The sequence below is a fragment of the Streptomyces sp. NPDC002032 genome (assembly GCF_042890765.1).
Classification (GTDB): Bacteria; Actinomycetota; Actinomycetes; order Streptomycetales; family Streptomycetaceae; genus Streptomyces.
On the sequence record NZ_JBIASM010000001.1, the window covers coordinates 894,112 to 908,386 of the forward strand.

The 14,275-nt window shown below is 74.4% G+C and carries 13 protein-coding genes; 9 read left to right on the forward strand and 4 right to left on the reverse strand.

Annotation, left to right across the window (positions count from 1 at the left end; all coding sequences use genetic code 11):
- Positions 1-260 precede the first annotated feature (260 nt).
- From ACFYYT_RS03620 to ACFYYT_RS03630, 3 genes are all read left to right on the forward strand, one after another.
- Positions 261-455: a CsbD family protein gene (locus ACFYYT_RS03620; protein ID WP_351830620.1), complete on the forward strand. Its 195-nt coding sequence runs from the start codon at positions 261-263 to the stop codon at positions 453-455.
- A 288-nt stretch (positions 456-743) separates the two neighbouring features.
- The gene (locus ACFYYT_RS03625; RefSeq protein WP_351830639.1) at positions 744-1,115 is read left to right on the forward strand and encodes a DUF5709 domain-containing protein; all 372 of its coding nucleotides are present in this window, start codon (positions 744-746) and stop codon (positions 1,113-1,115) included.
- A gap of 169 nt (positions 1,116-1,284) precedes the next feature.
- Positions 1,285-1,599: a hypothetical protein gene (locus ACFYYT_RS03630; RefSeq protein ID WP_385322310.1), complete on the forward strand. Its 315-nt coding sequence runs from the start codon at positions 1,285-1,287 to the stop codon at positions 1,597-1,599.
- Positions 1,600-2,063: 464 nt separating this feature from the next.
- Here ACFYYT_RS03630 and ACFYYT_RS03635 read toward each other — a convergent pair whose 3' ends face one another.
- From ACFYYT_RS03635 to ACFYYT_RS03645, 3 genes are read right to left on the reverse strand one after another with little or no spacing between them, the layout of a single operon-like run.
- The gene (locus tag ACFYYT_RS03635) at positions 2,064-2,453 is read right to left on the reverse strand and encodes a putative quinol monooxygenase (RefSeq protein WP_351830623.1); all 390 of its coding nucleotides are present in this window, start codon (positions 2,451-2,453) and stop codon (positions 2,064-2,066) included.
- Positions 2,431-3,756, reverse strand: coding sequence for an acetate/propionate family kinase (locus ACFYYT_RS03640; RefSeq protein ID WP_351830625.1), 1,326 nt, complete (start codon positions 3,754-3,756; stop codon positions 2,431-2,433). The genes ACFYYT_RS03635 and ACFYYT_RS03640 overlap by 23 nt, the downstream gene beginning before the upstream one ends.
- Positions 3,753-6,113: a phosphoketolase family protein gene (locus tag ACFYYT_RS03645; protein ID WP_351830627.1), complete on the reverse strand. Its 2,361-nt coding sequence runs from the start codon at positions 6,111-6,113 to the stop codon at positions 3,753-3,755. Before ACFYYT_RS03645 ends, ACFYYT_RS03640 begins: the two co-directional genes overlap by 4 nt.
- 183 nt (positions 6,114-6,296) lie before the next feature.
- Here ACFYYT_RS03645 and ACFYYT_RS03650 point away from each other — a divergent pair, with 183 nt between their 5' ends.
- The 5 genes from ACFYYT_RS03650 to ACFYYT_RS03670 all read left to right on the forward strand — a co-directional run bounded on the left by ACFYYT_RS03650 (position 6,297) and on the right by ACFYYT_RS03670 (position 11,352).
- Positions 6,297-7,076: a crotonase/enoyl-CoA hydratase family protein gene (locus tag ACFYYT_RS03650; protein WP_351830630.1), complete on the forward strand. Its 780-nt coding sequence runs from the start codon at positions 6,297-6,299 to the stop codon at positions 7,074-7,076.
- A 240-nt stretch (positions 7,077-7,316) separates the two neighbouring features.
- Positions 7,317-7,688 (forward strand): BlaI/MecI/CopY family transcriptional regulator, encoded by a 372-nt coding sequence (locus ACFYYT_RS03655; protein WP_351830632.1) that lies wholly within the window; start codon positions 7,317-7,319, stop codon positions 7,686-7,688.
- On the forward strand, positions 7,685-8,626 hold the full coding sequence (locus tag ACFYYT_RS03660; RefSeq protein WP_362866639.1) for a M48 family metalloprotease: 942 nt from the start codon (positions 7,685-7,687) through the stop codon (positions 8,624-8,626). The genes ACFYYT_RS03655 and ACFYYT_RS03660 overlap by 4 nt, the downstream gene beginning before the upstream one ends.
- 118 nt (positions 8,627-8,744) lie before the next feature.
- Positions 8,745-9,179, forward strand: a complete 435-nt coding sequence (locus ACFYYT_RS03665; RefSeq protein ID WP_351825602.1) for a hypothetical protein — start codon at positions 8,745-8,747, stop codon at positions 9,177-9,179.
- Positions 9,180-9,414: 235 nt separating this feature from the next.
- The gene (locus ACFYYT_RS03670; RefSeq protein WP_351825600.1) at positions 9,415-11,352 is read left to right on the forward strand and encodes a bifunctional metallophosphatase/5'-nucleotidase; all 1,938 of its coding nucleotides are present in this window, start codon (positions 9,415-9,417) and stop codon (positions 11,350-11,352) included.
- Positions 11,353-11,521: 169 nt separating this feature from the next.
- Here ACFYYT_RS03670 and ACFYYT_RS03675 read toward each other — a convergent pair whose 3' ends face one another.
- Positions 11,522-12,337 carry a CAP domain-containing protein gene (locus tag ACFYYT_RS03675; RefSeq protein WP_351825598.1) on the reverse strand — a complete coding sequence of 272 codons (816 nt, stop codon included), beginning with the start codon at positions 12,335-12,337 and terminating at the stop codon, positions 11,522-11,524.
- Between the two features lie 594 nt (positions 12,338-12,931).
- Between ACFYYT_RS03675 and ACFYYT_RS03680 the strand changes: the two genes are divergently transcribed.
- On the forward strand, positions 12,932-14,257 hold the full coding sequence (locus ACFYYT_RS03680) for a hypothetical protein (protein ID WP_351825596.1): 1,326 nt from the start codon (positions 12,932-12,934) through the stop codon (positions 14,255-14,257).
- Positions 14,258-14,275: the final 18 nt, after the last annotated feature.

The following is a 14,275-nucleotide window of genomic DNA, read 5'->3' on the forward strand; positions in this document are numbered from 1 at the left end:
GTGGCCGGGCCGGGGTGTGGAGCCGTCCGATGTCGCCGTCGGTGACCTGCTGGTTTCGTTGCGTTGATCCGCCGTCCGTCCGCCCTGATTCACCCAACGGCCACTCAGCTTGTCCGGATCGCGCGCTCGGAACGGGTTTCGGGTGAGGGGGTGCAAGGCCGGCACCGTCGGGGCGGGCGCCACGCTTCGCCGAGCGGAATGTCCGTTTCTCGCCTAGTTTGTCATCCGTTGGATCCTCCCGCTTCGTCAAGGAGTTCACGATGGCTGACAAGGGCAAGATGGACCAGGCAAAGGGCAAGGCCAAGGAAGCCGCAGGCAAGATCACCGGCAACGACCGGATGAAGGCCGAAGGCAAGATGGACCAGGCCAAGGGCCAGGCGAAGGAAGCCAGGTCCGACATGGAGGACCGCGCCCGCGGCGTCGCGGACAGCCTCCGCGACAAGAAGAAGAAGTAACCCGCACGCGACCGGCCGGGCCGCCCCCAGCACACGGGGGCCGGCCCGGCCGGTCGCGCACGTACGGGCGGCCCGCGCCGGCGGCCCGCGACCGGCCCGCCGCCGACCGGACGCCGCCGCACCGCGTGATCCGAGGATTTCGGGGGAGGTGATCCGAGAAGGCGCGGCGCGCTCACGGGGAGGTGCCGCGACGACGAAAGGACACGACTCATGAGCGCATCCGACGCCTACGGCGACGACGTCTACCAGCCCCAGCCGGAGGACGAGCCGTCGGAACTGCAGCCGGACATGGACGACAGCATCGGTGAGCTCGACACCGATGGCCTGCTCGATCAGGGCTACTCGCCGCCCGATCGGCCCTATACCCGGGACGGCGCGGGAAGTCTCGACGACCGCCTCGCCCGGGAACTTCCCGACGACGCGTCCCCGGCGGGCGACGGCATCGGGGATGTGGAGGACGGTGAGGGCGAGCCCCTGGACCCACAGGCGGGCGGTGCCCGCGCCGGACGTCTGACCCCGGTCTCCGCCTTCCCGCACGGCAACAGCGTGCTCGCCCGCGACGTGGGCATCGACGCCGGAGCGGCCTCCGCCGAGGAAGCGGCCATCCACGTCATCGAGGACGAAGACGAAACCGGGTACGCGGACGGCGGCGGTCCGTAACTCCCGGCCCTCCGGCTTCCCCTGCTGCCCGGGCTCCCGTCGCGGCCGCCCCGCCCGGCGGAGCACGGCTTCGTGGAACAGCCGCCCCGCCAGCGCGCCGCCGAACACGACGACACCGACGCCGACCAGCCAGGACTGGATCACGAGGACGGTGCCGAAGGGGCCGTAGGTGACGGCACTGGACGCGATCAGCGGGGAGAACACGAGCCGCGAGAAGACCCGCAGGCCCAGCAGCCCGAGCATCGTGGCCACCGCTCCCGGCAGCAGCGCGGTCCACGGGACCCGGCCGCTGACCAGCAGTCGCTGGGACCACCAGAAGAACAGGATGCCGACCACCAGGGTGACGCCGCCGCGGGCCGGGGACTCGCGCCACGGCGGGGTGATCGTGGACAGGTGGAGCACGCCGACGAGCACGCAGAGCCACAGCGCGTGCCGCCACCTGGTCCACCAGCGCCCCGCGGGAAGGTCCCAGACGCGCTCGTAGCCGCTTTGCAGCATGGTCGCGAAGGACAGCCCGAACACCGCGAGCAGGGCGAGGCCGAAGGCCGTCGTGGTCCGCCACACCTGGCCGGGCAGCGCGAAGAGCCGCCCTATCTCCGCCCGGGCGGGAGCGGAGACGCCGAGCCCGTCCCCGATCCACTGGGCGAAGCCCGCTCCGCCGCTCGCGTTCACCGCCGAGACGACGATGAGCAGCGGCACCAGGGTCAGGAAGCCGAGCGCGGCGAGGCCGAGGGCCCGCTGCCACAGGTCGACGCCCTGGACGAGCCCCCACCGGCTCCCCGCCCGCGCCCGCCGGACGGCACTGAGCAGGCGCCCCAGGGGCGACAGCCGCCGCGTCCCGCCGGTTCCGGTCATCGCAGCGCCTCCTGCCACACACCCCCACCGGCGCCTACCCGCTGTCCCCCGGATAGTCCCGCCGCCCCCGCTCGTCGACCGTGGGCGTGCGCCTTACGCGGGGACCGGGTCTGGCTCGGGGTACGGGCTGAGCATGGTGTCGAAGTAGCCCTCGGGGGCGTCCTCCAGGAAGGTCGACAGGTTGTCCAGGAAGGCGCGCAGCGGGGGTGTCGCGTTGTGCCGGTCCAGGTCTTCCTGGGAGCGCCAGACCTCGTACAGGAAGAAGCGGCCGTCCTCGTGTTCGTGGAGGTGGTACTGGAGGTTGCCGGGCTCTCGTCGGGTGGGTTCCACGAAGGAGGAGAGGATGCGCCGGATCTCGTCCGCGCGCTCCGGCCTGGGGCGCAGGAAACCTCGGGAGGGTGTTCGCGGCGGCCGTCCGCTTGCCCACCGCTCAGCTGGTCGGGACGGCGGAGGAAGCGGATCAGGGCGACCCCGGGGCGTCATCGTCCTCGGACGCGGGGGTGAGGGGGACGACGTGGTCCCGGCGCGGGCGGTCCTCGTTGGCGCGCCGCACCCGTGCCTCGTCGGGGGGAGGCTGGGGCGAGCCGGTGCCGGTCCGTGACGCGGCGCCCGGCAGCCGGCCGTGGTCGTCCGCCGGCCCTCCCTCGTGCTGGAGCAGCGGCCGGTCCGAGGTCGCCGCCGGCCCTGCCGCGCGCAGACAGGCCCGGGTCTCGTGGGCGATCTGCTGGATCTCGCCGGTGGGGACGACGAGGACGGGCACGGCCGCGCCCGGTGCGCTGACCAGGGCCGGTTCGGCCGGGTTGGCGGGCGCGAGGGAGCCCTCGACGCCCAGCACGCCCAGCCCGGCGGCCACCGCTTCCCGTACCTCCGGCTGGTCCTCGCCGATCTCACCGGTGAACACGAGCGCGTCGAGCCGGTCCAGGGAGGCCGCCACCCCCGCGATGCCCCTGCGCACCCCCAGGGTGAACACGTCCAGGGCCAGCGCGGCGGCGGCATCGCCCGCCGCGCGGGCCCGGACGAGGTCCCGGGTGTCGCCCGAGGTTCCGGACAGCCCCAGCAGGCCCGACTCGGCGCCGAGGACCTCCCGCAGCCGCTCCGGCCCCAGCCCCAGGGCGGTCTGGAGCCACAGCAGCATCCCCGGATCGACGCTCCCGCTGCGCGTGCTCATCGGGATCCCCTCCAGCGGGGTGAATCCCATGGTCGTGTCCACGCTCACGCCCTCCCGGACCGCGCAGGCGGAGCAGCCTCCGCCCAGATGCGCGATGACCAGCCGCAGTTCCTCCGCCGGGCGCCCCAGCACCTGCGCGGCGCGCCGCAGCGCGTACGCGTACGACAGGCCGTGGAAGCCGTACCGGTACAGCCCGTGGCGCCGGGTCAGTTCCCGGGGCAGGGCGTACGTGCGGGCGGGTTCGGGCAGTCCGCTGTGGAAGGCGGTGTCCGGGCAGGCGATGTGCGGGAGGTCCGGCAGGGCCCGTCGCGCGGCGTCGAGCACGGCCAGCGCGGGCGGTACGTGCGCGGGGGCGAGCGGGGCGGCCTCGTCCAGCCGGGTCCGTACGGCCTCGTCCACGATGACGGGGGAGCGCAGGTGGGGGCCGCCGTGGACGAGGCGGTGCCCGCAGGCCACGACCGGCGGGGCGGCGTCGACGAACTCGGCCAGGGCCGGGCCCGTCGCGGCGTCCGGCGCGCGGTCGAAGTCCCGGCGGGCCAGGATCCGGTCCGCCGGGTCGACCACGGCGAGGTGCAGGCTGGCGGAGCCCGCGTCGACGACGAGTACCGGGCCGTTCATGCCGGCCACCTCCATCGCGTGATCTCCTCCGGGTCCACCCCGGTGCGGCGCAGCTCCGCCCGCAGCCCGTCGCGGCGGCGCGCGTAGGCGCGGGCGAGGTTCCGGGCGCCGCCGTGACGGCCCTCCAGATGGCTCAGGACCGCGACGGCGAGGTCGTGGCGGGAGGTGCCGTTGAGGGCGAGCAGGTCGTACGGGGTGGTGGTCGTGCCCTCCTCGACGTACCCGTGGACGTGGAACCGGTCGGGCCGGGGCCGTCCGTGGAGCAGCTGGTGCACGGCGGAGGGGTAGCCGTGGAAGTCGAAGACGACGGGGGTGTCGTCGCCGAACAGGGCGCGGAACCGCTCCTCCGGCATCCCGTGGGGGTGGCGCTCCGGCGGGGCGAGGGCGCACAGGTCGACCACGTTCACGAAGCGGATCGCGGCGCCGGGCAGATCGCGCCGCAGCAGATCGGCGGCGGCCAGCGACTCGACGGTGGGGATGCCCCCGGCGCAGGCCAGCACCACCTCCGCGGGCCCGCCCCCGTCGCTGCTCGCCCACTCCCATACGGAGGCGCCGGCCAGGCAGTGCGCGCGGGCCGCGTCGAGGCCGAGCCACTGGGCCGCCTCGTGCTTGCCCGCCACGACGACGTCGACCTTGCCGGTCTCGTCCAGCAGCCGCTCCATGGTGACCAGCAGGGTGTTCGCGTCGGGCGGCAGGTAGACGCCGGTGACGGTGTTCTTGCGGTTCAGGAGGTTGTTGATGAAGCCGGGACCCTGGTGGCTGTACCCGTTGTGCTCCTGACGCCACCCCTCGCTGCTGAGCAGGTAGACGAGGCTGCTCACCGGGGCCCGCCAGGGGACCTCGCGGGACAGCTTCAGCCACTTCGCGTACTGGTTGGCCATGCTGTCCACGACGGACGCGAAGGCCTCGTACGTGGGGAAGAGGCCGTGCCGGCCGGTGAGCAGGTAGCCCTGTAGCCAGCCCTGGCAGTTGTGCTCCGAGAGCATCTCCATCACCCGGCCGTCCGGCGCCAGGTCCTCTGCGTACCCGTCGACGGGCCAGACGTACGCGCGCCCGCTGACCGGCAGGACGGCGTCGAGCTTGTTGGAGGCGAGTTCGTCGGGGGAGACGATGCGGAAGTCGCGCCGGTCGGCACTGCGCGCCATCAGCTCCGCCAGCCAGTCGCCGAGCACCCGGGTGGGGCCGGCGGTGGCCGTGCCCGGACCCTTCGAGACGTCGACGGCGTGGGGCGCCAGTGGCGGGAGGTCCAGGGGGCGGCGCAGCCGGCCGCCGTTCGCGGCGGGCTGGGCGCCGATCCGGGCGGGGCCCTGCGGTACGCAGGCGAGGACCTCGGGAACGGGGCGGCCCGCGGCGTCGAAGAGCTCCTCGGGGCGGTAGGAACGGAGCCACCCTTCGAGGGCGCGCAGTTGCTCCGGGTCCTCGCGGACGTCGGGCAGCGGCACCTGGTGGGCGTGGAAGGTTCCCTCGACCGGCTTGCCCTCGACCTCGGCCGGTGCCCCCTGCCCCTTGAGGCTGCGCAGTACGATCATGGGCCAGACGGGGCGGACGGGACCGTCTCCCGTACGGGCCCGGTGCTGAAGGTCGCGGATCGCGGCGTGCGCGTCGAGGACGGCGGCCGCGAGGGGCTCGCCGGGCGGGTCGGCGGTGACGTCGACGACGCGCGGGTCCCAGCCGTAGCCGCGGAAGAGGGCGGTGAGCTCCTCGTCGGACATCGTGGCGAAGACCGTCGGCGAGGAGATCTTGAAACCGTTGAGGTGCAGGAACGGCAGGACCGCGCCGCAGCTGACCGGGTCCAGGTACTTGGTGGAGTGCCAGGCGCCCGCGGTGGGGCCGGTCTCCGCCTCGCCGTCGCCGACGACGCAGGCGACGATCCGGTCGGGGGCGTCCAGGGCGGCGCCGAACGCGGTCGACAGGGCGTAGCCGAGTTCCCCGCCCTCGTGCAGGGTGCCCGGGACGGCGGGGGACAGGTGACTCGGGAAGCCGTCCGGGGCGCAGTAGCGGCGGGCCAGCTCGCGCAGCCCGGCGCCGGTCCTGGCCAGGGCGGGGTCACCGTCCTCGTGGGTGCCTTCGAGCCACAGGTTGGCGTGCACGGCCGGGGCGCCGTGGCCCGGGCCGGTGACCAGGAGGACGTCGGCGCCGCGTTCCCGCACCAGGGTGTCGAGGGCCGAGTAGACGAGGGTGATGCCGGGGCAGGTGCCCCAGTGGCCCAGCAGCCTCGGCTTGACGTCCTCGGGCCGCAGGGGCCGGGTCAGCAGGACGTTGTCCCGCAGGAAGATCAGGGCCGCCGCCACGTAGTCGGCGGCCCTGCGGTAAGCGTGCTGGTCGGGCTGCCGGGGCTGCCGGCTGGACTCGGTCACGAGATCGCTCCGCGGGGGCCGGGGCCGGGGGACACCTTCACCCCGCGCATGCCCCGGCGGCCCTGCCTGAACCGCGCCACACCCGCCGCCGGCTGCCCCCGCCCCCTGTGGCCCCGGCGCCGGCCGGGTGAGAATGGGGCCCGGGTGAGGGGAACCCGGGCGGGTGAGGGGAAGGGGTGCGCGGTGGGCGGACAGCCGGCGGTACGGATCGAGCGGGACGGACCGGTGTTCACGGTGGTGCTCAGCCGGCCGGAGGTCCGCAACGCCGTGGACGGCCCCACCGCCGCCCGGCTCGCCGAGGCCTTCCGCACCTTCGAGGCCGACGACGGCGCGGCCGTCGCCGTGCTGTGGGGCGAGGGCGGCACCTTCTGCTCCGGCGCCGACCTCAAGGCCGTCGGCACCCCGCGCGGCAACCGGGTCCTCGCCGAGGGCGACGGACCGATGGGCCCCACCCGGATGCGGCTGAGCAAGCCGGTCATCGCGGCCGTCGCCGGACACGCCGTCGCGGGCGGCCTGGAACTGGCCCTCTGGTGCGACCTGCGCGTCGCCGAGGAGGACGCCGTCTTCGGCGTGTTCTGCCGGCGCTGGGGCGTACCGCTCGTGGACGGCGGCACCGTCAGGCTGCCGCGCCTCATCGGGGAGAGCCGGGCCATGGACCTGATCCTCACCGGCCGGGAGGTCCGCGCCGCCGAGGCGTACGGGATGGGGCTCGCCAACCGGCTCGTACCGCCGGGCCGGGCCCGCGCCGAGGCGGAGGAGCTGGCCCGCCTGCTCGCCGGGTTTCCGCAACTGTGCCTGCGCCACGACCGGCTGTCGGTCCTGGAGCAGCACGGGCTGGGCGAGCCGGACGCCCTGGCCGCCGAGTTCCGGCACGGCAGGGTCCCGCTCGAAGCCGGGGAGACCCGCTCGGGGGCCGACCGGTTCGCGGCCGGAGCGGGCCGGCACGGCTCCTTCGAGGACTGAGGGCCACGGCGGCCCGCGGCCCCCGGCCCTCGGCGCCCAGCCCCCGCCCCCGGCGCCCCGCCCCCGGCCCTCGGCGCCCAGCCCCCGCCCCCGGCGCCCCGCCCCCGCCCCCGGCGCTCGTCGTCTCCCGGCGTTCGCCGGTGTTCGATAATGGTCCTACGGGCACCGGCGTCCGCCCCGCTCCCCGGGGCGGCGGCCGGTCCGGACGCCCGTGCACGAACTTCCGGGAGGGCGGTTTCCATGGCGGACGCGGACGGCGAGCGCAGGCCTGCGGGCGAACTGGAGGCCAGCGTGCTCGCGGCCCTGTGGGCGGCCGGCACACCACAGTCGGCCGCGCAGGTCAGAGCGGCGATACCGCAGCCGCTGGCCCGCACCACGGTGGCGACGCTGCTGGCCCGCCTGTACGAGAAGGGGGCGGTCGACCGCAGCCCGGCCGGCCGCGGGTTCGCGTACTTCCCCGTCGCCGACTCGCACGGCCTGACCGCCCGCCGGATGCACCGCGAGCTGGACCAGGACGGCGAGCGCAGCCTCGTTTTGGCCCGCTTCGTCGAAGGACTCGGCCCCGACGACGAGGCCGAGCTGCGCAGGCTCCTGGAGGGCGGTGGCCAGTGATCGTCCTGCTGCTGATCCCCCTCGCGCTGCCCTGGATCCTGCCGCCGCTCGCCCGGCGGACGGCCCGCCGGGTGCGGCCCGAGACCGCGCTCTGGACGATCACCGCCGCCGCCGTCGCCCTGGCCGTCGGCGTCCTCGCCTGCCTCGGCGCCCTGCTACTGCCCCTCGCCCTCGCGATCCCGCCGCTGGCCGCGCTGTCGGAACTGGTCCGGCCGCTCCGGGCCGGCCCGCCGCTCCCCGTGTTCGGCGTGTCCGCGCTGGCCGCCGGGGTGCTCGCCGTCACCGCCGTCACCACCCTGCGCCGCGCGGTCACCGAGGGCAGGCGGCTGCGCCGCGCCCACGTCGACGTCGCCCACCTCCCGCACACCGGCGGGCTCTGCGTCCTGGACGACCCCCGCCCGGACGCCTACGCCCTGCCCGCCCTACGGGGCCCGGGCCGGATCGTGGTCACCTCCGGCATGCTGCGCTCGCTCGACCCGCGCGAGCGCGAGGCCCTGCTGGCCCACGAACGCGCCCATCTCGCCGGCCGCCACCACCTCTTCCTCGCCGCCGCGCAGCTCGCCGGCTGGTGCCACCCGGCCCTGGCCGCCGTCGTCCCCGAGGTCTCGTACGCCGCCGAACGCGCCGCCGACGAGGCCGCCGCCCGCGCCGCCGGCGACCGCGCGCTCACCGCCCGCGCCGTGGGGCGCGCGGCACTCGCCGCCTCCCGGGGCGGACGCGAGCGCTCCCGCGTCTCCCCGCTGGTGGCCGGCGCCGTCACCGGACCGGTCCCGGCCCGGGTGAAGGCCCTGCTCGGCCGGGCCCCCGCCCGGCGCCTGGCTCCGGCGCTGCTGGCCATGGCCCTGCTGTGCACCGCCGCCGGGACGTCCGCCCTGGCCGGGGCGGTCCAGCTGCACCGCGGGGTCGAGATCGCCCAGGGCGAGCGGCCCGCGGGCTGACCGGGACCCCCGGGCCGGTTCACCCGAACGGCCGCGCTCCGGTGTCCGTCCGGCGGGCCTCGCCGGACGCTGGGGATGCGCGCCGGAACCGGCGCACCTTCGGGTGAAGGAGCTTCCCGTGTCCCAACAGACGACCCCCCGGTCCCCGCACCCCGGCGCCGCCCCCAACGCATGGGCGGCGGGCGGCACGATGTTCGCCGGTGTCCTCCTCCTCGTCGACGGCGTCCTCGGAGTGATCAAGGGCATCGCCGGCATCGTGCAGGACGACGTGTACACGCGGCTGGGGTCCTACGTGTTCAAGTTCAACGTCTCGGCGTGGGGCTGGATCCACTTGGCGGTCGGCATCGTACTGATCATCGTCGGAGTCGGCCTCCTCAAGGGCGCGGGCTGGGCCCGCGTGATGGGTGTGGCGCTCGCCGCCATCTACGTGATCCTCGACTTCATGTGGCTCCCCTACACCCCGATCTGGGCGCTCGTCTCCATCGCGATCTCCCTCTTCGTCATCTGGGCCCTGTGCACGGACGGCAGCCGCACCACGTCCCGCCCCGCCTGACGACACCCTCCGCATCCGGCCGACGCGGGACCCCCACGCCGGCCCCTCCGCGGAACCCCGACGCGGGACCCCGTTGCGAGCACCTCGCAGCGGGGTCCCGTCACGTTCGGGCGGAGGCGGGCCGTTCCTCCCGGATTCGCCGAACGGGTGCCCGGCGCACACCGGTTGGACGCCCTGACGGGGGAATGACCACCCGGAAGCATCCGTGACCCCGTCCCACGCACCGGGAGCCGTCATGAACCGATCGGGCCGTCGAGCCTTCCTCACCGCGGCGGGGGCCATCGGCATCCGCGCCGTCACCGGCACCGCCGCCGCGGCCACCCGGACGGCGCTCGACGCCGTCAGCGGAGCCGGGTACGTCGACGTACAACTGCTGAACATCACCGACCTGCACGGGTACCTCGGCGAACCGCCCGCCCGGGACAAGGTCATCACCGGGGCCGGCGGCCGGACGTACACGGTGGGCGGGGTCGCCTACCTGGCCACCCACCTCGAACGGCTGCGCGCCGGCCGGGCCAACACCTTCTTCTTCGCGCCGGGAGACCTCTTCTCCGGCTGGGAGTTCCCCGCCTTCACCCTGGCCGACGAACCCACCGTCGAAGCGCTCAACCTGCTCGGGCTCGACTTCGCCACCGCCGGGAACCACGAGTTCGACCGCACGCCCGGATTCCTCGTCCAGCACATGGAACAGGGCCGCCCCTACGAGGGCGAGGGCAGCACCAACACCTTCCCCGACTCGCGGGGACGCCGCTTCCACGGCGCCGACTTCCGCTACTACAGCGCCAACGCCGTCGCCGCCGGCCCGGCCGGGGAGCCCGTACTGCCCCCGTACCACGTCGAATGGGTACGGGCCCCCGGCGGACGGCAGCTGCCCCTCGGGTTCATCCACCTCACGGCCGTGGGTACCGAAGGGTTCCCCAACTCCTTCCAGCCCGGGCTCGCCACCCTGGACGAACTGACGGCCGCGAACCGCTGCGCCGCCGCGCTCAAGGCCCGCGGGGTCAACGCGATCGTGCTGAGCATGCACGACGGCGCGGTCGCCGGATCCGCCTTCGACTCCGGCACCGACCCCAGCGGACCGGCGTACGACCTCGCGCTGCGCGTGTCCGCCGACATCGACGCCATCGTCACGGGGCACTGGCACTGCGCCTTCACCATGATGCTGCCCGACCCCGCCGGACGCCCCCGGCCCTTCGTGGAGGCGGGCTGCCACGGACAGATCGTCAACGAGATCACCCTGCGCCTCGACCCGGACACCGGCTCCGTCGTCCGCGAGCTGACCACCTCGACCAACCACCCCAACACCCGTGACGTCGCCCCCGATCCGGCGATGAGCCGGCTCGTCGACTACTGGAAGGGCTACGCCGCCCGGCACGCGGCCACCACCATCGGCCGCCAGCGCGCCCCCTTCCGGCGGGCCCTGTCTCCGGCCGGCGAGAGCACCATGGGCAACCTCGTCGCCGACTGGGCGCTGTGGGCGTCCGCGCAGCCGGCCGACTCCTTCGACACCAGCCCCCGCCCCGGCGGCGGCCGCGCCGACCTGGCGCTGATCGCGCTGGCGCCGCGGACCGGCCGGAGCGTCATCAACACCGACCTCCCCCTCGCCTCCGCCACCGGGGACCCCGTCAGCTTCGAACGGGCCTGGCGGGCGGTCGGGTACGGCAGCCCCCTGGTCACCGCGACGGTCAGTGGCGGGCAGCTCCACGACGCGCTGGAGCAGCAGTGGGCGCTGGACGGCCGCGGCACGCTCACGTACGCCCCCCTCGCGGTCTCGGACAACGTCCGCTACGCCTTCGACCCCGCCGGGGCCGCCGGCCACCGGGTGGCCCCCGCCGACGTGCTCATCGACGGCTCCCCGCTGCGCCCCGACGGCACGTACCGGGTGGTGACGACCTCGTACACGCTCACCGGGCAGGACGGCTACCCCGCGCTCGGCGGGTTCCGCGATCCGGCCCGGCACCGCCGCGACACCGACAGCTTCGTCGCCTTCGTCGCCGCCCGCGGCACCCTGGACGCGGTGTCCACGGGCCGGGTGTCCGCCAAACACGGCCGGCTCGCCGCGGGGGCGGCGGGCCGGCTGCTCCCGCTCGACGCGGTGCCCCTGCTGCCGGCCCCGGTCGCGGCCGCCGAGGACGCGGCCCGCGACACCGGCCGGCAGCGCCCGGTCTGCTGAGCACGCCCGCCCGGGCGCGGTCGGTCCGTACGGGCGGAACGGGGCCGTTTCCGCGTCGCCTACGCCCCGCTTGTGACCAGGCGGGCCCGGTGATTCCGGGCGGCGAGGCGACGGGAGCGGGGGAGGCGCGGGCGGGGCGACCGGAGGTCCGGCCGCCCCCGCCCACGGTTCAGCGCGTGGCGCCGAAGTCCTGGGTCCAGTACTGGCCCGGCTGCGCGAGGCCGATGCCGATCTCCTTGTAGGAGCAGTCCAGGATGTTGCGCTTGTGGCCCGGGCTGTTCATCCAGCCCTCCATGACCTGCGCGGCACTGGCGTACCCGTAGGCGACGTTCTCGCCGTACGTCCGCCACTCGTACCCGGCGCGGGTGATGCGTGCGCCCGGGTCGGATCCGTCGGATCCGGTGTGCGACATGTTGTTGTGGGCGGCCATGTCCGCGCTGTGGTCCTGCGCGGCCTTCGTGAGCTTCGCGTTCACGGTGAGCACCGGACAGCCGACGGCGGCGCGCTCCTTGTTGACGAGCGCGAGGACCTCGGCCTGGGGGCCGGAGAGCGTCTCGGAGCCGGCCGGGGCGGAGGGCTGGGCGGACGGCTGCGCCGGCTCGGGGCCGGCCGGCTGCGGCTGAGCCGGCTCGGGCTGCGCGGGCCGCGCGGGCGGCGGGGTCTCGGCGGCCGGCTCCGCGGGGGCCTCGTCGGCGGGCTGCGCGACGGGCTGGGCGACCGGCTGGGCGGGCTGGGCGGGCTCCACCGGAGCGGCCTCGGGGGCGTCGGCCTGGACCGGCGCCTTCACGGGCTGCCGGGATCCCGCACCGCCGAGGGGGGCGTCCTGCCAGGGGCGGCCGTCCTGCCGGGACGCGGCGGGCCGTACGTGGCCGGAGTCCTGGGGGCCCAGGCACGCCATGGCGGCGGTGGGGACTCCCACGACCGCCAGCGCTCCGGCGGCGACGGCTATTTTCCTGTAGTGCGTCTTCTTACGGTGCTTCCTCATGCGTGACCTCACTCGGTGATCGCGAAGCTCCCGGCGCCCGACCGCAGGGCGCCGGAGGAGCCGCCATTCTGAAAAGCCGGACGGGGACCTGGCAAGCCGCCCCCGCCGGGCCGACCGACGGTCCGCGCACCCGGCTTGAATCGGCCGGAAGATCGTGCATGCCCGCCCCGCCGCTACCGGCGCCCGTACCTGACGCGGTGCTAGAACCACCTCTGCGCAGTCACGTTGGGCACCGGTAAATGAGAGTCATCGATTCCGTTTCCGGCGGAGTGCGGCATGTCAACGCCAAATAGGTACAAACGGCGAAATGTCAGGGCGATGTTGATCTCCGCACGGCCCGTCGGACCGGCGGACACCCCGTGACGCATGTCACGGATCGGTACGGAACCGCCCGCCGCCGGGCCGCCGTCGACAGCGGTGGCGGCGCAGACCCCGCCCGGGCCGAGCGGCCCGGCCCCGTCGAGGGCTGTGGGTTGGCTGTGAAGTGACCACGCCGAGGGGGACGGGTGCGGCCGGTGGGGCGACAAGTTCTATATTCGTACGAACCATCCACGCGCGGTCCTGCTGCGGTGACCAGGGGGGAATACGACTGCGATGGCCGACACCGATGCCGTCTCGCACGCCCGGACGGAGTCCAGGAGTGCCCGCAAGGTCCGCCGGAAGGCGCGGAACCGCAAGCGGCTGGGTGTGGGAGCCGCCGTGATGGCCCTGGCCGGGGCCGCCGCCACCGCGTACGCGTTCACCCTCGGCGACTCCTCGGGGGCCACCCGGGGTGACGCGAACTTCGCGGACTCCGCCTCCGCCGGCACCTCCGGGAACGGCGCCGGCAAGGCCGCGCGGGAACCGTGGGACGGCAAGGTCAAGGTGCTGGGCGACGGCTCCACCTCCAACACCGGACCGCAGCCGGGCCAGCTCAAGCCCGAGCGGCTGAAACCGGGCGAGAAGCCGCCGCAGTTCGTGGTGTTCTCCTGGGACGGCGCGCTGGAGGGTGACGACCACCTCTTCTCGCACTTCCGGCAGGTGGCCAAGGACAGCAAGGCCCACATGACCTTCTTCCTCACCGGCATCTACCTGCTGCCGGACGGCAAGAAGATGCTCTACCGGCCGCCGCAGCACCCCCAGGGCGCCTCCGCCATCTCCTATCCGACGGTCCCGCACGTGCGGACCACGCTGGAGCAGCTGCGCGGGGCCTGGGCCGACGGCGACGAGATCGGCTCGCACTTCAACGGGCACTTCTGCGGGCCCAAGGGCGGCGGCGACTGGAGCGTCGACGAGTGGAAGAGCGAGATCGACCAGCAGTACTCCTTCATGAAGAACTGGAAGACCAACACCGGCTTCACCAAGGAGGCCCCGCTGCCCTTCGATCCGGACCGGGAGATGGTCGGCGGCCGGGCCCCGTGCCTGGAGGGCCAGAAGAACCTGCTGACCGCGATCAAGCCGTACGGCTGGCGCTACGACGCGAGCTCCTCCGGGGACTTCCAGATGTGGCCGTCCAAGAAGCAGGACATATGGAACTTTCCGCTGCAACTCGTGCCGTTGCAGGGCAAGGAATCCCAAGTCCTCTCCATGGACTTCAACTTCCTGTTCAACCAGTCCGGCGACAAGACCCAGGGCGACCCGGCGAAGTTCACCGCCTGGGAGACGCAGACCCGGATGTCGTACCTCAACGGCTTCAACCGGGTCTACAACGGCAGCCGGGCCCCCATGTTCGTGGGCAACCACTTCGAGGACTGGAACGGCGGCATCTACATGAAGGCCGTCGAGGACGTGATGCGGGACGTGTGCCCCCGCCAGGAGGTCCGCTGCGTCTCCTTCAAGGAGCTCTCGGACTGGCTCGACGCCCAGGACCCCAAGGTGCTGGCCCAGCTGCGCATGCTCGACCCCGCGCAGGAACCGGACTGGAAGACCCTGATCAAGTAGCGCCCGCCGGGCCGGCCG